Origin of the sequence: Stenotrophomonas sp. MMGLT7, assembly GCF_021168555.1 — a bacterium.
GTDB lineage: Bacteria > Pseudomonadota > Gammaproteobacteria > Xanthomonadales > Xanthomonadaceae > MMGLT7.
Genome location: NZ_JAJOZS010000002.1, coordinates 465,553 through 485,306, shown reverse-complemented (window position 1 = coordinate 485,306; position 19,754 = coordinate 465,553). Strand labels below are relative to the sequence as shown.

Below are 19,754 nucleotides of genomic sequence, written 5' to 3'. Positions count from 1 at the left end.
GGGGCTCTACCGGTAGAGCCCCATCGCGACTGAAGTCGCTCCTACGGACGTTCCTACCTACATGCACGATCGTCCGTGCCCGACAGCCGTGCCGGGCTCACCCCTCGCACGGCAGGCGCACGCTGACGCGCAGCCCGCCTTCGGCGCGGTTGTCCAGTTCGATGGTGCCGCCGTGGGCCAGGGCGACGCCGTGGGCCACCGACAGGCCCAGGCCGATGCCGCCGGTGTCGCGGTTGCGCGAGCTTTCGCCGCGCACGAACGGCAGCAGCAGCTGCTCGCGCTTGGCCGGATCGATGCCCGGGCCGTCGTCGTCCACCCACAGCACCCAGTTGTCGCCTTCGCGCAGCAGCCGCAGGCGCGCGCGCTTGCCGTACTTGAGCGCGTTGTCCACCAGGTTGGCGACCATCCGCCGCAGTCCCAGCGGGTCGCCGACCAGCAGCGCCGATACCGGCTCGGCCAGCACCACGTCCTTGCCGAGGTCGGCCATGTCGTCGACCACGCTTTCCACCAGCAGGCCGAAGTCCAGCCGTTCGCGGCTGCCGGCATGGGACTGGTCGCGCAGGAAATCCAGCGCCGAGGCGATCATCGAGCTCATCTCGGCGATGTCGGCATCGGCCTTGTCGCGCTGTTCCGGCGGCAACGCGTCCAGGCGGAAGCGCAGCCGCGCCAGCGGCGTGCGCAGGTCGTGGGCGATGGCGCCGACGGTCTCGGTGCGTTCCTTCAGCAGGCGGTTGATGCGCGCCTGCATGGCGTTGAACGAATCGATCGCCTGTGCCAGTTCGGCCGGGCCCTCGCGCGAGAGCGGCGGCTCGTCGGGGTTGCGGCCCAGGCGGTCGGCCGCCAGCGAGAAGCGGCGGATCGGTGCGGCCAGCGCCCGCGAGAACCACCACGCCATCGGCAGCATCGCCAGTGCGCCCAGGCCGAACAGCAGCAGCACCTGGGTGCGGATGCCGGCCGCGCCCGGGGCGGTGCGGTGCTCCACCACGCGCCAGTGGCCGTTCGCCGAGCGCATCGCGGCGATGAAGTCGCCGCGCAGCACCGAGTCCGGCTGCAGGTGGAAGCGCGGGCCGAATCCGCCCGGGCCGGGATGCGGGAACGAGGGCCTGCCGGCGCCGGGCTGCGCCCCGGCCGCGGCGGCTTCGGCGGGCGGCACGCCGTCCTGCGGCGGCCGCTGGCGCATCCTCTCCTGCGCTGCCGGCCCGAAGCCCGGCTCGGCAGCCTCCCACGGCCCGCGGGGCTGCGTCTCGGCGCCCTCCGGATGCGCCGGCAGCGGCGGGCCCGGCTCGGTGGTGTAGTAGCGCACCTGCGCCGGATCGATGTTCAGCCACTCGGCCAGGATCCAGCTCATGCCGCGGTCGTCGTAGTAGCCGTCCTTCTCCGGCAGCGGCGGCGGCACCCGGCTGTCGGCGACCGTCAGCCGGGCGTTGGTCGAGGGCGTGCGGCTGGACAGCAGCGCGACCACCTCGGCCAGGGTGAAGCTGGCGTTGCGCAGCGGGGTGCGGGTCAGCAGCAGCGCCAGGCCGATCGCCTGCGCCACCAGCAGGGCCGCGAGCAGCAGGCCGAAGGTGCGCGCGAAGATCGATACGCCGCGGCGCCGCGCCGGCGTCACAGGCGGGTGACCGCCGGCAGCAGCATGTAGCCCTCGTTGCGGACGGTGCGGATCAGCTCGGCGTAGCCGCGGTCGTTGATCTTGCGGCGCAGGCGGCTGATCTGGCTGTCGATGGCGCGGTCGTAGACGTCGGTGTCGCGGCCGCGCGCGTAGTCGAGCAGCTGGTCGCGGCTGAGCACGCGCTGCGGGTGCTCGACGAAGGTGCGCAGCAGCGCGAACTCGCCGTCGGAAAGGTTGATGAACACGCCGGACGGGTCGCGCAGGTCGCGGCGGATGATGTCCAGCCGCCAGCCGCCGAACTCGTAGACGTTGTTGCGGTTCTGTTCCTGCTCGGTGGTGGCCTGGCTGCGGCGCAGCAGGGCGCGGATGCGCGCCAGCAACTCGCGCGGGTTGCACGGCTTGGCCAGGTAGTCGTCGGCGCCCACCTCCAGGCCGATGATGCGGTCGGTGTCGTTGCCCAGCGCGCTGAGCATGATCACCGCCGGCGGATTGCGCTCGCTGGCCAGCTGCCGGGCCGCGCTCAGCCCGTCCTCGCCCGGCATCATCACGTCCAGCACCAGCACGTCGGGACGGCGCTGCGCCATCACCTGGCGCATCTGCACCACGTTCTCGGCGGTCTCGACGTGGTAGCCGTGCTGGCCGAGGAAATCGCCGATCAGGCGACGCAGGTCGGGATCGTCGTCGACCACGAGGACGAAGGGAGTCATCGAACTTTGCGCATCGGTCATGGCAGGGGGGCAATCGCGTGGATAAATGTCGGCACGACATCATAGATCGAACGATTGTCAACGTATGTCGGCACCTGCTGGCACCCGGCAATGACGGGCATCGCGCCGAAAGGCGCGGGGGCGAGGATGGCGCTGTCCCTTCCCGTCCCCATGGAGCCGTCGTGTCCGATTCCCTGCGCATCATCAGCCGCGACAACGGCGTGGGGCTGTCGCGCGACCTGGCGCTGCTGGGCGGGGCGCTGGCCGATGCGGGGCTCGTGGTGGACAGGGTCGGCTTCGGCGGCGACAGGACCGGCGTGCGCCTGCGCGAGGCCGGGCTGTGGGCCCGGCGCGTGCTGCGCGGGAAGGTGGAGACGCAGCTGTTCTGCGAACGGGTCTACCCGCACTGCCTGCCGCTGGCGCGGCGCAACCTGCTGATCCCCAATCCGGAGTGGTTCCTGCCGAAGTGGCTGCCCTGGCTGCCGCGCTTCGAGCAGGTGCTGTGCAAGACCCGGCATGCCGAACGGATCTTCCGCCGGCTCGGCTGCCGCACCCGCTACCTGGGATTCACCAGCGCGGACCGGCTCGACCTGTCGGTGCCGCGGCGCCCGTCCTTCTTCCACCTGGCCGGACGCAGCAGCGCCAAGGGCACGCAGGTCCTGCTGCAGACCTGGCTCCGCCATCCCGAGTGGCCGCTGCTGACCGTGGTGCAGCACCCGCGCAAGGCCGGCACCCCGGTGCGGGCCGGCAACATCGACCACCGTGCCGAGCACGTGGACGATGCCACGCTGCGGCGGCTGCAGAACGAGCACCTGTTCCATGTCTGCCCGTCCGAGACCGAGGGCTTCGGCCACTACCTGATGGAGGCGCTGAGCGTGGGCGCGATCACCCTGGCCACCGCGGCCGAGCCGATGACCGAGCTGGTCACCGCCGCGCGCGGGCTGTTGATCCAGCCGGTACGCCAGGCCGAGGACGGGCTGGCGACGCGCTACTTCGTCGACGCCACGGCGATCGAGCAGGCGGTGGAGCAGGCGCTGGCGCTTTCGGCGGCGCAGCGGTCGCGGCTGTGCATGCAGGCGCGGCATTTCTACGTCGGCAACGACGCCGCGTTCCGCGAACGGCTGGCGAGGCTGCTGGTCGAGGACGGCCGGATCGAGGCGGCCGACGTGGCTGCCGCGGCCGCCATGCATGGATAGGCGGGGCCGGGACGGGCCGGGGGCCTGCCGCCGGTCCTGACCGGTCGGGTTTTTGGTGCGGCCATGCCGGCGCATGTGCCGCGTTGTTGCAATCGGGGATCGTCAACGGGGAAATGGAGATGCAGAACATGACGTCGAAACTGGAACGGGTGCAGGCAAGAGGCCTGCGGCAGGTGGTGGCGAAGGCGGGCAGGCGCGGCATCGCGCTCGGCTGCGCCCTGGTCCTGGCGGGCTGCGCGACGAACGCGTGCCGCGGCGAGTGGGCGGGCCCGGGGCCGCGGGCCCAGGAGCCGCCGCCCGGACCGCCGGGGCCGCCGCCGCACGCGATGCCGCACGATCCGGCCTTCGCCGAGGCGCTGCAGGCCTGCGCGCAGGAACTGGGGCTGCCGCCGCCGCCCGGGCATGGCGAAGGGGAGCGGCCGCAGGCCGCTGCCGACGCCGGCCAGCAGGACCACGGCACGCGGCAGGACCGGACCGGCCCGGAACAGCGGCAGAAGATGGACGCCTGCCTGGCCGGCAAGGGCTTCGAGAAGCCGGCCGGTCCGCCGCCGGGACATCCGCGGCGGCCACCGCACGGGATGCCGCACGACCCGGCCTTCGCCGAGGCGCTGCAGGCCTGCGCGCAGGAGCTGGGACTGCCGCCGCCGCCCGGGCACGACGGCGGGGAACGGCCGCAGGCCGCTGCCGACGCCAGCGGGCAGGGCGCCCGCCCGCGGCAGGACGGGCCCGACCCGGAGCAGCGGCAGAAGATGGACGCCTGCCTGGCCGGCAAGGGCTTCGAAAAGCCGGCCGGTCCGCCGCCGGCGCCTCCGCGGCAGCCGCCGGCCGAGTAGCCGGGCGGCCCGGATCGACCCGGGAAGCCCGGCGCGATGCCGGGTTTCCCGTCCAGGCCGCCCGCGCTGCGAGGCGATCGACAGTGGCGGAGATCCCGTGCCGCGGATACGGCGAGCGGCCGCATCGCGGTGCCGGTCTGCCCCGGTGCGCTGCGCGTGCCCGGGCTACGCGGCTGCCGGCCCCGGCGGCCCGGCTTCAGCCGGCGTCGTCGACATCGACGAAGACCGGATTGGAGTAGAACCACAGGTCCTGCCAGGGATCCTCCCCGGGGACATCGGGCTGCGGCGCGGCTTCGCCGGTGCTGCTGCCGCGGGCACGGACGAAGCCGCCCCCGGCCGGCACCGGCAGTTCCCAGGACACCGCGAGCCACTGGCCGTCGCGGCGCCAGTCGTCGGCGCCGAAGCGCCGGGTCTGCATGTGCGGCGCGCCGGCGTCGCCGGCGCTGCCGACGATCAGTTCCAGGTGATCGAGCGCCGGCCGCTGCCCGTTGTGGTTCGGGGTCGAAGGCTGGCGCACCCGCAGCTGCACCCGCATCGTCGCGTCCGCGGGAACCGCCACGCGCTCGCCCATGCCCGCACCGGGACCGCCGTCGCCGGCCGCGGCGACGGTCAGCTCCATCGCATCGATCAGGTCGCCGGTGACGGCGAACATGCGTCCCTCGCGCAGGCCGTCGAGGATGTCGCCGGCATCGCGGCGCGCCCACACGTAGGTCTTGCTGTACTGGCCGGGGTGGAAGTCGTTGCCGCCCTCGCGCTGGTTCACGTGAGAATCCGACGACGCGGTGATCCACAGGCGGCGGCCCTCCGCCAGCAGCCGGTCCCACACCCCGCCCACCTGCGCGGTCATCTGGTCGAAGCCTCCCAGCGTCGGCGCGGCCGCATTGCGGTAGAGCCCGCGATGGCTGGCTGCGGCCTGGTGGCCGGGGGCGCCCTCGAAGCCCACCATCACCTTCGGCGCGGCATCGTGCCAGGCACGCAGCTCGTCCGGCTCCACGGCGCCCCACTGGCCGATGCCGGTGGCGGTGCGCGCAGGATGGTTGATGAACAGCAGCGGCAGCGGTGCCAGCGTCTTCATGTGCGCCAGCGCGTCGAGCATCAGCTGCCCGTCCTCGCGATCGCCAGGCACCAGGGTCTCGCCGCGGCTGTAGTCGCGTTCGATCCGGACCAGCTGGTCGCGCTCGTCAGGGCCCGGCGCGATGATCAGCGAGGCGTGTTCGCCGGCCGGCACGTTGAACTCCATGCCGTTGAACTGGATCAGTGCCGGGACCTCGCGCCGTGCCTGCACCAGCGCCGGCCAGGCGTTGTCGCGGGTGACCACGGAGTGGCCCGGGCCGCCATGGTCGGTATGCACCATCCAGCTCAGGCCGTGGGCCAGCGCCTGGCGCGCGTTGTCGCTGCGGCTGTACGGCGAATCGCCGCCGCGGATCGGCGTGGGCGGGGTGGTCGAGCGATCCCACTCCACGCTCCATTCGCTGTGGACGTGATGATCGCCGGCCTGCCATTGCCGGCCCTGGTCCTGGTCGGCGGCATGCGCCGGACAGGCCAGGGCCAGCAGCGCCAGCAACGGTGCGGGAAACGTGTTGCGCATCGGGGACCTCGCTTTTCGGAAGGATGGCGGGCACCGGAGGTCCGGGCCGCCGTGGCCCGCCGCGCCATGCGCGCAGCGGGGCGGGGAGTGCCGCCGCGGCTCAGAAATCGGCGCGGATGCCCAGGCTGATGCGGCGGCCGGAGAGCTCGTACATGGTCGGGAACGAGGAATCCATGGTGTAGCCGGTGGTCGCCTCGTTGGTCAGGTTGATGCCCTTCAGGCTGAGCTTGACGTTGTCGGCCAGGCGGTAGCCGAGGGAGAAGTCCACCTGGCCGTAGGCATCGCGATAGATCGGGTACAGGTTGTAGCCGATCGACTCGACGTACTCGCTCTTGTGGTTGTAGGACACGCGGGCGTCGAAGCGGTCGTTCTCGTAGTACAGGGTGAGGTTGTAGGTCTTGTCGGCCAGGCCGGGCATCGGCGTCTTGACGCCGAGGTCGGACTCGCCCGCCAGCGAGCTGTCGAGCATGGTGTAGTTGGCGTTGATGCCGAAGCCCTGCAGCGCCGGGTGCAGCGCGCCCAGCGGCAGCTGCGCGATCAGCTCCACGCCGTCCACCTCGTAGGTTCCCTCGGCGTTGACCGGCTGGTAGACGTCGAAGTCGTAGATGCCGTTGAGGCTGCCGTTGGCGTTGTAGACCGCCACGTCCTCGACCACGCCGGTCAGCGAGCTGACCACCACGCCGTCGATCTTCTTGTGGAAGTACGAGGCGGCCAGCAGCCCGCCGTTCTCCAGGTACTTCTCCAGGCCCACTTCCCACTGCTTGGCGTAGGTGGGCTTGAGGTCGGGATTGCCGTCGGTGTAGCGGAAGGAACTCCAGCTGGCGGTGCGCTTGTAGGCGATGTCGGTCAGCGCCGGGCGCATCATCACCTTGGACGCGGCCGCGCGCAGCAGCAGGTCGCCGGACAGCTCGGCGGTGGCGTTCATGCTCGGCAGCCAGTCCTTGTAGCTGCCGTCCCTGGAGACCGGCGTGTCGGTGAAGCCGGTGCTGCCGTCCGGGTACTGCACGGGGTGGAAGCCGGAGGAGCGCACCGAGGTGTCGACGTAGCGGGTGCCGGCGTTCACCGACACCGGCACCGGGCCGATGTCGAAGCCCAGATCGGCCATGGCGTACAGCGCGGTCACGGTCTCGTCGACCTTGTAGTACTGGCCATCGTCGAACGGCGTCCGGAAGCCGGGGTAGCGGAAGGCGCCGCGCGCGTAGTCGTTGGAGGCCTGCATCCAGTCCAGCCCCTTCAGGCCGTAGCCGCCGCCGGGCACGATGTCGGAGATCGACTGCAACGGGCTGTCCGCCAGCGTGCGCGTGTTGACCCATTCGCTGCTGCCGGCCTCCGGCCCGGTGATCTTGGCCTCGCCGTAGCGGCGCTGCTTGGTCCTGTCGGTGTAGCGGCCGCCGAACTGCAGCGTGTGCAGGGCCGGGAAGAACGCCAGCTCCAGCGACTTGGCGAAGTTCAGCTGCGCGGCGTACTTGTCGTCGTCGACCTTCTCCAGCGTGGTCTCGTACGCCTCGAACAGGTACTTGTCGGGCGCGTCGTACATGTCGATCGTGCCCGGGTCGGCGCTGGGGACGGTCTCGCCGCTGCGCCCGCTCCAGCGGGTGCGCGACGGCGCGTAGGCCACGTGCTTGAGGTTGGACGAATCCAGCGTCTTCCTCGCGCCCGAGTAGCCGGCCATCGCATCCAGCCGCCAGCTGTCGCCCTTCCAGTCCAGGTTGGCGCCGAACTGGCTGTAGTCGGTCTTGCTGATGCTCTCCTTGCCCAGGATCTCGTGCTGGGTGGCCGTGTAGGACACGTCGCGCAGGACCACGATGCCGTAGTCGGACAGGGTCTGCGCGTCGTACTCGTGGATCCGTTCCAGCGTGCTGCGGCTGGACGCCGAGTAGGCCGCCGCGTCGTACTCGTCCTCGGTGCTGTCGTAGCCGCCCAGCATCGCGTCGAAGCTCAGGCTGAAGTTGCTGCTGGGCCGGTACTGGAGCGAGGCGGTGGCGCCCCACTTGTCCTGCTCGTTGAGGTAGACGCGGTCGCCGACCTTATCCTGGAACACCAGCAGGTCGGTCTCGGCGGAGTCCGACGGGTCCTGCACGGTGATCCCGGCGTCGCGCGCCAGCACGTCCACGGCCTGGCTGCTGCGGATGCCGGATGCGCCGAGGAAGCGCGTCAACGGCCGGAAGTTGATGCCGGAGGTCGAATCGGTGCGGTTGCTTCGCCTGGCCTTGGCGAAGGACACCAGCGCGCCCCAGTCGCCCCAGGTGTCGCTGGCCAGGAACGCGAACTTGGGATCGGTCTCCTCGGAGATCGAGTTGTAGGCGCCCTCGGCCGAGGCGACCAGCTTGCGGTCGGGGTAGTCGAACGGGCGCGCGGTGGAGATGTTCACCGAGCCGGCGATGCCGCCTTCCTCGTCGGCCGCGGTCGGCGATTTCTGCACCGTCACCTGCTGGATGATCTCCGAGGCGAAGATGTCGAACTCGACGTCGCGCCCGCCGCTGCCCGACGCGGTGGCCAGGTCGTTGATGGAGACGTGGGTGTATTCGGTCGGCAGGCCGCGCACGTTGACCTTGGTGCCCAGGCCCTTGCTGCGCTCGATGGTGACGCCGGGCATGCGCTGCAGCGCCTCGGCGAGGTTCTGCTCGGGGAAGTCGGCCACGTCGGTGGCGACGATGGAGTCGGAGAAACCGATGTTGGCGCGCTTGATGTCCACCGCCTGCTCCAGGCTGCGGCTGTAGCTGCCGCTGACGGTGATGGTGTCCAGCTGCTGCAGCGCGTCTTGGGACTGGCCGTCCTGGGCCAGCAGCGGCAACGGCGCGCAGACCATCCCGCCGATCAGCAGCTGGTGGATGGCACGGCTCAGCCGGCCGCGCGATAACGCGGGAAGCCGGGCTTCCCGTATGGCATCTCTCATGGTGTGTCCCCAAAAGGAATCGAAGTTGCGGGGGGCATCCATGCCGTCGCGACTGCACGCGCAAGACGCACGGGCGTGGCCACCAGCGGGCCGCGCCCGAAGCTACAGGACGTTTATGGACGTTTTGTTGCGGTGCGGCCGCGGAAGGATGGGGGCGCAGGGACGCCACCCGCGGCGGCGTCCCTGCGCAGGTGCCGGCGCTACAGTTCGAAGCGCACGCCGAGGAAGAACTGGCGTCCGGCCTGGGTGTAGTTGTAGACGCGGTTGCTGCTGTCCACGTACAGGTCCTCGGCCTCGTCGGTGAGGTTGTTGCCCTGCAGCAGCAGCGTCCAGCCGGGGCGGAAGCGGTACTGCAGCGACAGGTCGAGGTAGAGGCTGTCGTTGACGCCGGCCTCGCTGTTGCCGTTGCCGCCGGGCACCGCGGTGACGTAGCGGTCGCGCCAGGTGCCGGACACGCGCGCGCTGAAGCTGTCGTTCTCCCAGTACAGGGTGCCGTTGACGGTGCTGCGCGACAGGCCCGGCAGCAGGGTGCGGGCGATGTCGCCGTCGCCCGTGGTGTCCACGTCGATGCGGGCGTCGGCCCAGGTGTAGTTCATCTGCACGCCGAGGTTGCGCAGCGGGCCGGGCAGGAAGTCGAGCACCTGCTGGTAGGCGATTTCCGCGCCCTTGAGGTGTGTGCCCTCGCCGTTGACCGGGCGGACGAAGCTGAAGGTCTGGTCCGGGGTGACCACTTCCTGGTTGATCAGCGACAGCGGGTAGCCGGAGTCGGTGTAGCTCATCTCGGTGATGGTGGAGACGATGAACGCGTCGATCTTCTTGTAGAAGGCGGCCACCGCCAGCATGCCGCCCTCGTCGAAGTACCACTCCAGCGAGGTGTCGATCGAGTCGGCACGGAACGGGTCGAGGCCGGGATTGCCGGCCGAGACGGTGCGGTTGAGCGAGTTGACGCTGCCGTTGGGCGCCAGCGAGGCCAGCGTGGGGCGGGTGATGTTGCGGTTGGCGCCCAGCCGCCAGACCAGGTCCTGGCGCAGTTCCAGCGCGCTGTTGAACGAGGGCAGCAGGTCGCCGTAGCTGCGATCCAGCGTCACCCACGAGTAGTCCGAGCCGTCGCTGACGAAGCCGCTGCTGGCCAGCCTGGTGCGGCCGTAGCGCAGGCCCAGGTTGCCGCGCCAGCGCTTGCCGCCCAGCTCGCTGTCGAAGTCGAGCTGGGCATACAGGTTCCACGGCTTCTCGTTGACCGACCAGGTGCTGCCGTAGTCCAGTGCCGGACTGTAGCCGGCGGCGCCGAGGGTGGCGAAGGCGTTGTCCAGGTCGGCCACCAGCCAGCCGCGGGGCGCGCCGGAAACTCCGGTGCCGCCGGCGAAGTCGTGGGGCAGCACGGTGGAGATGTCGCCCACCGGGCGGTAGCGCTGGTCGGTGAAGTCGCTGGACCAGTAGGCGCTGGAATAGGTCTGGCTGTGCGCATCGGCGCCGGCCTTCAGGGTCAGCACGTCGGTCAGCGCGTAGCGGGCGTCGAACTTGAACGTGTTGAAGCGGTTGGAGGTCTCGCCATGGCGGATGCGGACGATGTCGAGGAAGTACTGCGACGGATCGGCGATGTCGAAGCCATAGCCCATCACCGGCACGCGGCTGTTGTTGCGGTAGTCGATGCTGAAGTCCTGGTTCTGCGAGAAGAAGAACAGGTTGTTGTCCTTCGGGTTGTCCAGCCGCGAGTCCTGGAAGCCGAGCAGCGCATCCACGTGCAGGCGCTCGCTGACGTCGCTGTCCATCGACAGCACCGCCTGGCGATAGGTGGTGGTGGCCAGGTTCCGGTGGTTGTCCGAGCGGATGTCGACGTTGCCGTAGTCGCCGTAGACGATGCTGTTGCCGGCCACCTCCAGCGCCTTGATGGTGGTCTCGCCGATGCCGCTGTTGTACAGGCCCGGCGCGTTGGCGCGGCTGAAGGAGGAGGCGTCGATGTGGTACTCCTCGCGTTCGCTGCGCATGCGGCCGTAGGCCAGGTCCAGGTTGAACAGGGTGTCGTCGCTGGCCTGGAACTGCAGTGCGCCGGTCAGGCCCATGCGCTTCTGGTCGTAATCGTAGACGTCGTAGCGGTCGAAGCGCGGGTAGAACAGCTTGTCGTCGCCGCTGCCGTTCAGGCGTGCGGCCAGGCCGGCATCGACGCTGTCGGCGACGTTGTCCAGGTTCCAGCCGCCGCTGCCCCAGCGCACGGTGCTGTGGCCGTATTCCACGGTCTGGCGGCGGCTGTAGGCGGCCGAGAACAACGCGCCCAGGCGCCCGTCGGCGAAGGTGTTGGAGAGCAGGACGGCGGCACGCGGGCTGGTCTTCTCGCTGTTCTCCTGGTACAGCCCGCCGGCCGAGGCGGCGAGCTTGAAGCCGGGGAAGTCGAACGGGCGCGGCGTGTGCAGGTCGACGGTGCCGGCCAGCCCGCCTTCGCCGGTCTGGGCGTCGCCGCTCTTGGTGACGTCGATGCGGTTGAACAGTTCGGAGGCGAAGATGTTGAAGTCGAAGCCGCGGCTGCGGTTGGTGCCGCCGCGGGCATCGGTGCTGGTGGAGGTGCTGAGCGCGTCCATGCCGTTCAGGCGCACCCGGGTGAACTCCGGTCCGAGCCCGCGCAGGGAGATCTGCCGGCCCTCGCCGGCGTCGCGGGTGATGGCCACGCCGGGGATGCGCTGCAGCGACTCGGCCAGGTTGGTGTCGGGGAACGAGGCGATGTCGTCGGCGACGATGCTGTCGCGCTGGAGCACCGCATCGCGCTTGAGGTCGGCGGCGCGTTCCACGCTCTGGCGGTAGCCGGAGACCACGACGGTATCCAGGGTGGTGGGATCGGCGGACGTCGTCGACGTGTCCTGCGCCTGCGCGGTGCAGGGCAGGCAGGCCAGTGCGATCAGCAGCGCGCCGGCGAGCGGGCGGCGCTGCAGGGAGGGTCCGGGCATGGAGGAACGGCAGGGGCGGTTCATTGCTCTCTCTGGAAGGAGTGGAAAAGGCGGGGGCAGCCGTGGCGACGGCGGCAGCAGCGGACGCGGGGCCGGACCGGCCGGCCCCGCGAGGCGCCGCACGCGGCATGCCGGTGACGGGACGATCAGGGGATCGCGAAGGAGGCGGGGATGCCGCTGCGTTCCTGGTCGGTACTGACGATGTTGGCGTTGAAGTCCTCGGCCAGCTGGTGCAGCCGCGCGCGGCCGGCGGCGACGTCGGCGCCGGCGCCGCCGGGGGTCTCGTCGTTGACCGAGAGCAGGAAGTTCCGGGCGGCCCAGGCGCGCACCAGCGCCTGCGGGATCTCGCCGCTGTCCAGGCGCCCGGCCTGGATGTCGAATATCACGTTCCACGGCGCGTTGACGCCGTAGTAGTCGGTGCGCGGGTCGCTGGACTGCTTGACCGCGATCGCCGGGAATCCCAGCCGCGCCTTGCCGCTTGCCAGGGCGCTGGCGTAGTCGCGCGGGGCGCCATCGGAGACGGTGCCGGGAATCAGCACGAACATCACCTTGCCACGCAGTTCGCCCAGGGTGGGCCAGTCCTTGTGCGCCAGTGCCTCCTCGGGCGTGGCGTACAGGCTGCCGCAGGCGTCGTCGCGGCACATCAGCTTGAGTGGGGTGAAGATGTCCGCCTCGGGGATGCGCGCACCGGCGCCGCCGCCGGCGATGTCGGCGATCAGGTCGTCCAGGTTCGCCGGCTGGGTGTTGCTGCCGAAGCCGTTCTTGAGCTCCAGCTTGACCAGCAGCAACGGGTGGCCGGGATGGTCGCGGTGGTAGCTGGCGATCGTGTCGATGCACGAGCGCAGGTCCTGGTTGCGTTCGTTGCCGGCCAGTCCGCTCTTGGGGCAGTTGTTGACGTTGGCCAGCGGATTGCTGTGCGAGACGCGCCAGCTGCCGAGGTTGGTCCACACGTCGATCTCGACCATCTGCACGTCGGCGAAGGCGTTGCTGAGGTACTCGTACTCGTCCTTCTTGTCGAAGGTGTTGTGCGAGCCGGCCAGCTGCACGTGGTTGAGCGGGAACAGGTCCAGGTCGCCGCTTTCCGGACGCGTCTGCGCATGGCAGGCGGCGGCGAACGAAAGGCACAGCGACAGCGCGAGTAATGCCGGTTTGGTTTTCATCGGGTCTGCTCGGGTGGTGGGGAAGCGGGACCAGGGCCGGGGACACGCACGAGGCCGACCGGCGCGCAGCCATCGCCGGCATGCGGGGCGAGCGCGACAGGAAGGGACGGGTGACCGCCAGCAGGCGGCACCCGAAGCTATACGACGTTCATGGACGTTTTATTGCCGCCCGGCCCTCATCGCCGTGGCCCGCATCGGCGCTGCCCGCGCGGGGGCGGGCGGCGTCGCCATCGGCCGCGACCGCGTAGGCCGGATCGATGGCGCGATCGAGCGTGCGCGCGAAGTCGGCCAGCGCGCAGTCGAACCGCTCGCTGGCGCTGCCGCAGCCGGGGACGAACACCGTGGCCGAAAGCGGCGGCGCATCCAGGTCCAGCACACGGCGCTCGCGCATCTGCGCCAGGCTCTGCGCGGTGTAGCGCACGCGGACCACGCGGCTGCCGTCGGCGCGGCGCCAGCGCTCGAACACCAGCGCGCCGCCGGGCGCGGTCTGGTCGGGCTGGTAGCCGGGCAGCTGCCAGTGCAGGCCGAGCAGGCCGGCCAGCAGGGTCAGCGTGCCGTCGTGGCCGGACACCACCACCAGCGGCGCGTCGCCGCCGATCGCGGGGTAGGGCGTGGCGGCGGAGGTGCCCTGCAGCAGCGTGGCGAGCAGGCGCGCAGCCAGGTGCGAACTGGCCATGCGCGCCACGTCCGGCGCGCGCAGGCGCAGCGCGAACTCGGCCTGGTGCGGGGCGAACACGCGCAGCAGCATGGCCTCGTCCAGCCCCTGCCAGCCGAGCGCGGCGAAGTCGTGGCCGTCGGCCCAGGCCATCAGCAGGCTCTCGGTGAGGCCGGAGGCGGTGGCGGCGGGGCCTTCGATGCCGGGGATGCCGCGCGGCTGGTCGGACAGTTCCGCCGGCACCGCGTCGAGCCGGCGCTTGCCGGGCGCGGCGTCGGCCGGGCAGGGGCGCTGCGTGCATTGCAGCAGCAGCGCCTGCAGGCTGTCGATCGCATCCTGCTGGGTGGCGTTCCACGCCTGCGCGTCGGCGCCGATGCGCCCGGCCAATGCCGCCCGCGCGAGCGCGGCGGCCTGCGGCGTGTGCAGCGCGGGCGGGCCGTCGAACAGCGGGTCGGAGTCGCCGTCGGCGACGTGGTGCACCCGGGCGTCGCAGCCGGGCGTCAGCGTTTGCGCCAGCGCCTGCGCCGAGGCGATGGTGCGCTGGGTGCGGTTGGCCCAGTAGTAGGCGCGGCCGCAGTCGCCGCGGTCGCCGCGCAGCAGGCCCGATTGCCGGTACAGGGCGTGGTAGTAGTCGCCGAACAGGCGTTCCAGCTGCGCGCCGTTCGCGGTCAGGTGCCCGGCGGGCACGGCGAAGCGCGGCCACGGCCGCAGCGAGAACTCGCCCAGCCGCTCGGGGCTGGACATCGCCGCGCGCACGCCGTGGCGCTTGAGGATGAGCACTTTCTCCAGCGTTTCCTGCGCGGCGGCGGTGCCGGCGAGCGGGAGCAGCAGGGCGAGGGCGAGCAGTGCGCGGGAGAGGGGACGTGAGGGGAAGGGCATCGGTGGGCAGGCTCGGAAGGGAGTGGGCCCCGCAGGAGCGACTTCAGTCGCGATGGGGCTCTACCGGTGAAGCCCATCGCGACTGAAGCCGCTCCTGCGGCGATCAGGCAGCGCTCATGCGGGGATCGGGGGCGTCGTGGCTCAGAAGCGCGCGCGCAGGCCGACCGACCAGGTGCGGCCGTAGTCGGTGTAGCCGCCGAACAGGTGGTTGCCGACGTACTGGCGCTGCACCTCGCCGGTCAGGTTGATCGCGTTGGCGAACAGCGACAGGTTGTCGTTGACCTGCCACGACACGCTGGCATCGAGGCTGCCGAAATCGTCGTTGTCGAGCGTGGCCAGGCCGGCGGTGCCGACCGCGTTGACCACGTCGTCGAGCCAGCTGTAGCTGACGCGCGCGGCGAACGGCCCCTTCTCGTAGAACAGCGTGGCGTTGTAGCTGTTGCTGGCCACGCCCTCGAGCGCGTCGTTGAAGGTGCTGCCGTCGTCGTCGGTGTACAGCGCCTTGCTGTCGGTCCAGGTGTAGTTGAGCTGGATGCCGAGCCCGTCCAGCGGCGCCGGCAGCCCGGCGAACAGCTGCTGGTAGGCCACTTCCGCGCCCTTGACGCTGGCCTTGCTGCCGTTGGTCTTGGAGTTCAGCAGGTAGGTCTGGCCGTTGTACTGGATGTAGGAGTACTGGGTCTGGATGAAGCGCGAGATGTCCTTGTAGAACAGGCCGGCGGTCAGCGCCGAGGTCGTGTCGATGTACCACTCCCAGCTCAGGTCGTACTGCCAGGCCTGGTACGGCTCCAGGTTCGGGTTGCCGCCGCTGGCGGTCAGGATGGTGCCGCTGGAGTTGAAGGTCAGCTTCGACGACAGGTCGGTCAGGTCCGGGCGGGTGATCACCTTGGCCGCGGCGGCGCGCAGCACCATGTCCTCGCGCACGTCCCAGGCGGCGTTGAGCGAGGGCAGCACGTTGCTGTAGCTGCGCTGGTAGTGCACCGGTTCGGCGGCGCTGCTGCCCGACATCGCCGCATGGCCATCGGTGGCCTGGCTGGTGCGGGACAGGCGCACGCCGACGTTGCCGCGCAGCGGGCGTCCGGCCAGGTCGCGCTCGAAGTCGCTCATCACGTAGCCGGCGGCGATCTTCTCCTTGATCGTGTACGAGTTCTGCAGGTCGGCGGCGCTGGGCGTGTTGGCCAGGTCGGAGGCGGCCGGGTAGTCGCCCCAGAACGGCTCCTCGATCGGCGCCAGCCATTCGGTCGGGACGCTGCCGCTGGCGCCGGACAGGAAGTCGCCCACCGGCAGCGCGGTGAAGTAGCCGCCGTCGAAGTAGACGCCGGCGATGCCGCCGGTCTTGACCAGGTCGCGGCGCTGGTAGTCGCGCGAGCGGTCGCGGTACTTCACGCCGGCCTTCAGGGTGCGGAAGAAGCCGCCGTCGAGCGCGCGCTCGGCGTCGAACTGCAGCGCAGATTCCTTGTCCGTCGCGTCGATCGTGCGCCACTCCAGGCGTCGCCCGGGGGTGGCGGCGGCCGAGGTCGGGTCGTAGTCGGCGAAGCCCAGGCTGGGCACGTCGTCGCCGGAGGCGGCGGGCATCGCTACGCTCATGTCCACGCTGTTGCCGGTGATGAAGCGGGTGCGGCGGATCGGGTCCGAGTCCCAGCTGTGCGCGGCGGAGTGGAAGGCGGTACCGGCGAGCGTCCACAGGTCGCCGGTCCACTTGCCGCTGAGGTCGACGGCCCTGTTCTCGTCGGTGATGCCGGAGGTCTCGCGCGAGAGCTGGACCTGGGCGTTGTCGTAGTCGAACGAGGTGATGCCGCCGTCGCTGACCCCGATGTTGCGCATGTTCGCCAGCGAGAAGCTGGTGCCCAGGCTGTACTCGTCGTAGTTGACCTTCTGCCGCGCGTAGAACAGGTCCAGGTCGAGGTCGAGCCGGTCGCTCGGGCGCCACTGCAGCGAGGCGGCCACGCCGGTGCGTTCGCGCTTCTCCAGTTCCAGCGTCGGGCGCACGCCGGTCGGCACGTAGTAGGCGCCCGCGACGCCGGGCACGCCGTCCTCGTAGTAGTCCCAGCTGACCTCGTTGACCCGGTCCTGGCGCGTGTGGCGCTTGGAATGGGCGGCGGAGACCAGGACGCCGAAGGTGTCGTCGGCGTTGACCCAGTTGAACAGCCCGGACACGCGCGGGTCGTTGGCGTCGGCCAGCTCGGGATGGCTGTTCTCGATCGAGCCGCTGAACATCGTCCTGCCCAGCTCCAGCGGCTTGAACGTGCGCACGTTGACGATGCCGCCGATCGCGCCCTCGTCGAGGTTCGCGCTCGGGCTCTTGATCACGTCCAGGCCCGACACCAGCTCGGCCGGCAGGGTGTCGTAGCGGAACTGGCGGCCGGTCTGGCCGGAGGTGCGCACGTTCTCGTTGACCGCCATGGTCTGGCCGTTGAGCGTGGTGACCTGGAAGTTGGCGCCGAGGCCGCGCACGCGCACGTACACGCCTTCGCCGCGGTCGCGCTCGATCGCCACGCCGGTCACCCGCTGCAGCGCCTCGGCGACGTTCTGTGCCGGCAGCTTGCCGATGTCCTCGGCGGCGATCACGTCGACCACGTTGTCGGCGTAGCGCTTGAGCCGGGACTGCTCGCTCAGGCTGCCGGCGTAGCTGCCGGTCACCTCGATCCGCTCCAGCTGCTGCAGCGGCGCCGCCGTCTGCGCGGGCGCGGCGGCGGCGGCCGGGGCCGCGCGCGGCGGCGAGGCGGCCGGTGCCGGCTCGGGCTCGATGGTCACGGTGTCCGCGTTGAGGCGGCGGTAGCGCAGCCCGGTGCCGGCCAGCAGTTGCCGCAGCGCCTGCTCGGGCGGCAGGCCCGCGGCGGTCGCGCGCGTGACCGGGTTGCCGATGGCCTTCGCGTCGTAGACGAACTGCAGCCCGGTCTGGCGCGAGAGCGCGTTGAGCGCGCGGTCCAGTGGCTGCGACGCAATGGCCTCGGTCGCGGCGGCGGGTTCCTGCGCGGCGGCGGTGCCGGCGTGCAGGGCGAGGGCGATCGAGAGGAACAGGATACGGCGCATCGTGGGGTCCGTTGGGTTGTCGTGGAAGGCGTCGGCGGCGAGGGAGTTCGTCCGCACTTGCCTGGACTACGATTGCGCCGGGCGCGAATCGGGCACCGTTTTTCGATGAATTTTTTTTGACAGCGGCCGCCTGGGCCGACGCCGTCCCCTGCGTGAGCCTTTCCGCTACCGGACCTGAGTGGCGCCGGCCCGCGCGGCGCGGCTGCGCACCCTGATCTCGTTCGCCGTCATCGTCGTCTGCAATGCCGCCTGGTCGTCGAGGAAGGCGCGCAGCGAGTCCAGGTCGTCGCCGCGCAGGTTGCCGGTCAGGCGCATCGCGCCGGCCGCCGGGTCCTCCACCACCAGGCGCACGCGATTGAGGCGATTGAAGCGGTCGGCCACCTCGTCCAGCGGCTCGTCGCGGAACACGACGCGGCGCTGCCACCAGCCGGTCATCGCCTCGGCATCCTCGCGGCTCAGCTCGACGCGATGGTCGCGGTAGTCGATGCGCGCGCTCTGCCCGGCGCGCAGGTCGGCCAGCGGCCGTGCCGCGCCGTTGTCGCCGAGTACCCGCACGCGGCCTTCGAGCACGTCGATGCGGGCACGGTCGCGCTGCAGCGCCACGCCGAAGGTGGTGCCGATGTCCTGCACCTGCAGCCCCCCCGCGCGCACCTGGAACGGCCGCCGCCCGGCGGCGACGATGAAGCTGGCCTGCCCGCGCACCAGCTCGACATCGCGCCGGAACGGGCCGAAGCGCAGCGACAGCTCGCTCTCGGCGTCGAGGTGGACCACGGTGCGGTCGGGCAGCTCGAAGCGGCGCGGTTGTCCGTGCGCGGCGACGTAGCGTTCGTCCTGCGGCCAGGCCAGCTGCGTGGCGATGCCGGCCAGCGCCAGGCAGGCCAGCCCCGCGGCGATCGCGGCGCCGCGGCGCAGGCCCGTTCGCCGCGGCTGTGCCGGCGTCGCGCGCGGCCGCAGCGGCAGCGCCACCACGTTGTCGGGCAGCGCCTGCCCGGGCTGGTCGGTGGCCGCCCGGTCCAGGTCGACCGGCATCCCGCGCAGCGCCTCGCCCAGTTCGCCGGCGATCCGGGTGATCGCCAGGTACTCGCGCAGGTGATCGGGCGAGGCCACCAGCCAGTCCATGAACTGCGCCCGCTGCGCCGCGTTCAGTTCGCCCTCGCGCTGCAGCGCGTGCCAGTGCGCGGCCTCGCGCGTGACCAGTGCCGGGTGCGGCCGTGCCTGGCTCACTGCCACGCCTCCGCGTTGCCGGCCAGCGCGCGGCGGCAGGCCGACAGCCCGCGCACCACGTGCTTCTTGACCATGTGCGTGGACACCCCGAGGCGCGCGGCGATCTGCTTGTAGCTCAGGCCGTCGCGGTACTGCATCACCAGTACCGCGCGGGTGTGCTCGGGCAGGGTGGCGAGCAGTTCCTGCAGGCGCCGCTGCCGCTGCGCCCGCTCGGCCGCGTCCTCGACCGCCTCGCCGGCGGCGAGCAGGGTGGCGACGTGTTCCAGTTCGTCCAGCGGCAGCGGCGCCTGCTTGCGCCGCGCGGCCTGCTCGCGCGCCAGGTTCAGCGCCACGGTGTAGAGATAGGCCTCCGGATTGGCGATGGCTTCGCCCTGGGTGCGATGTGCGCGCAGCAGGCGCAGGTAGGTCTCCTGCACCAGGTCCTCGGCCTCGTCGTGGGCGCCGCGGCGGACGAAGAAGCCGCGCAGCACCGAGCGCTGTTCGGCGAACATGCGGGTCAAGCGCCATGTCGACTGCCCCGCCATGCCGCCGCCCCTCTTCCCGTGAACCCGGCGAGGGTAGGCGCGGCATGTGACGCCGGCATGACTCCGGCGGGCACGGCACCTCCGGATACGCCGCAGCGGCTCGCAGCGCTTCCGGGCCGGCGTTCGCGGCCTGCGCTTTCATTTCCCGCGCTTCGAAAATATACTCTACCCCAGTATGGTAACCGGAGGCGGGCGTGCCGCATTCGCCGCAGGAAAAGAAGCGCGTGCTGGCGCGCGTGCGCCGCATCCGCGGCCAGTGCGACGCGCTCGATCGCGCGCTGGAGGCCGGTGCCGCCTGTGCGCCGGTGCTGCAGCAGATCGCCGCCATCCGCGGCGCGGTCGACGGGCTGATGTCGGAGGTGATGGAGGCGCACATCCGCGAGGAGTTCGGCCAGCCGGCCGCCTCCGATGCGCAGCGCGCCGCCCGCGTCGACGAGATGGCCGCGCTGGTCCGTTCCTACCTCAAGTGATCGCTCTTCCACCCCAATCCGCCCGGCGCCGCCGGCACGCTTTACGC

Annotated in this window: 12 protein-coding genes and 1 pseudogene; 3 read left to right on the top strand and 10 right to left on the bottom strand. The window is 71.2% G+C overall.

All coding sequences use genetic code 11. The annotated features are described in order from the left end of the window. Positions 1–97: 97 nt before the first annotated feature. Together LRX76_RS04795 and LRX76_RS04790 are read right to left on the bottom strand one after the other, a co-directional pair. Positions 98–1,609: a HAMP domain-containing sensor histidine kinase gene (locus tag LRX76_RS04795; protein WP_231802597.1), complete on the bottom strand. Its 1,512-nt coding sequence runs from the start codon at positions 1,607–1,609 to the stop codon at positions 98–100. Then, positions 1,606–2,316, bottom strand: a complete 711-nt coding sequence (locus tag LRX76_RS04790; protein WP_231802595.1) for a response regulator — start codon at positions 2,314–2,316, stop codon at positions 1,606–1,608. Before LRX76_RS04790 ends, LRX76_RS04795 begins: the two co-directional genes overlap by 4 nt. Positions 2,317–2,498: 182 nt before the next feature. On the opposite strand from LRX76_RS04790, the gene LRX76_RS04785 reads away from it, so the two are divergent. Both LRX76_RS04785 and LRX76_RS04780 read left to right on the top strand, forming a co-directional pair. Next, on the top strand, positions 2,499–3,512 hold the full coding sequence (locus tag LRX76_RS04785; RefSeq protein ID WP_231802593.1) for a glycosyltransferase: 1,014 nt from the start codon (positions 2,499–2,501) through the stop codon (positions 3,510–3,512). Between the two features lie 128 nt (positions 3,513–3,640). Then, positions 3,641–4,345, top strand: a complete 705-nt coding sequence (locus LRX76_RS04780; protein ID WP_231802591.1) for a hypothetical protein — start codon at positions 3,641–3,643, stop codon at positions 4,343–4,345. Positions 4,346–4,541: 196 nt separating this feature from the next. On the opposite strand, the gene LRX76_RS04775 is transcribed toward LRX76_RS04780, so the two are convergent. The 8 genes and pseudogenes from LRX76_RS04775 to LRX76_RS04740 all read right to left on the bottom strand — a co-directional run bounded on the left by LRX76_RS04775 (position 4,542) and on the right by LRX76_RS04740 (position 19,204). Then, a complete protein-coding gene (locus LRX76_RS04775; RefSeq protein ID WP_231802589.1) occupies positions 4,542–5,933 on the bottom strand; it encodes a hypothetical protein in 1,392 nt (463 codons plus the stop codon). Positions 5,934–6,033: 100 nt separating this feature from the next. Beyond that, positions 6,034–8,829, bottom strand: a complete 2,796-nt coding sequence (locus tag LRX76_RS04770) for a TonB-dependent receptor (protein ID WP_231802587.1) — start codon at positions 8,827–8,829, stop codon at positions 6,034–6,036. Positions 8,830–9,029: 200 nt separating this feature from the next. After that, the gene (locus tag LRX76_RS04765; protein ID WP_231802585.1) at positions 9,030–11,765 is read right to left on the bottom strand and encodes a TonB-dependent receptor; all 2,736 of its coding nucleotides are present in this window, start codon (positions 11,763–11,765) and stop codon (positions 9,030–9,032) included. A gap of 146 nt (positions 11,766–11,911) precedes the next feature. Continuing rightward, complete coding sequence (locus LRX76_RS04760; RefSeq protein WP_231802583.1) at positions 11,912–12,925, bottom strand: hypothetical protein; 1,014 nt, start codon at positions 12,923–12,925, stop codon at positions 11,912–11,914. A 250-nt stretch (positions 12,926–13,175) separates the two neighbouring features. Further along, positions 13,176–14,459 (bottom strand): annotated as a pseudogene (locus tag LRX76_RS04755) (histidine-type phosphatase); the annotation flags it as partial. A 141-nt stretch (positions 14,460–14,600) separates the two neighbouring features. Further along, the gene (locus LRX76_RS04750) at positions 14,601–17,489 is read right to left on the bottom strand and encodes a TonB-dependent receptor (protein ID WP_231802581.1); all 2,889 of its coding nucleotides are present in this window, start codon (positions 17,487–17,489) and stop codon (positions 14,601–14,603) included. Between the two features lie 165 nt (positions 17,490–17,654). Beyond that, positions 17,655–18,713 (bottom strand): FecR domain-containing protein, encoded by a 1,059-nt coding sequence (locus tag LRX76_RS04745; RefSeq protein WP_231802579.1) that lies wholly within the window; start codon positions 18,711–18,713, stop codon positions 17,655–17,657. Next, positions 18,710–19,204 (bottom strand): RNA polymerase sigma factor, encoded by a 495-nt coding sequence (locus LRX76_RS04740; protein ID WP_231802577.1) that lies wholly within the window; start codon positions 19,202–19,204, stop codon positions 18,710–18,712. Before LRX76_RS04740 ends, LRX76_RS04745 begins: the two co-directional genes overlap by 4 nt. A 227-nt stretch (positions 19,205–19,431) precedes the next feature. Between LRX76_RS04740 and LRX76_RS04735 the strand changes: the two genes are divergently transcribed. Continuing rightward, positions 19,432–19,707 (top strand): metal/formaldehyde-sensitive transcriptional repressor, encoded by a 276-nt coding sequence (locus tag LRX76_RS04735; protein ID WP_231802575.1) that lies wholly within the window; start codon positions 19,432–19,434, stop codon positions 19,705–19,707. Positions 19,708–19,754 lie beyond the last annotated feature (47 nt).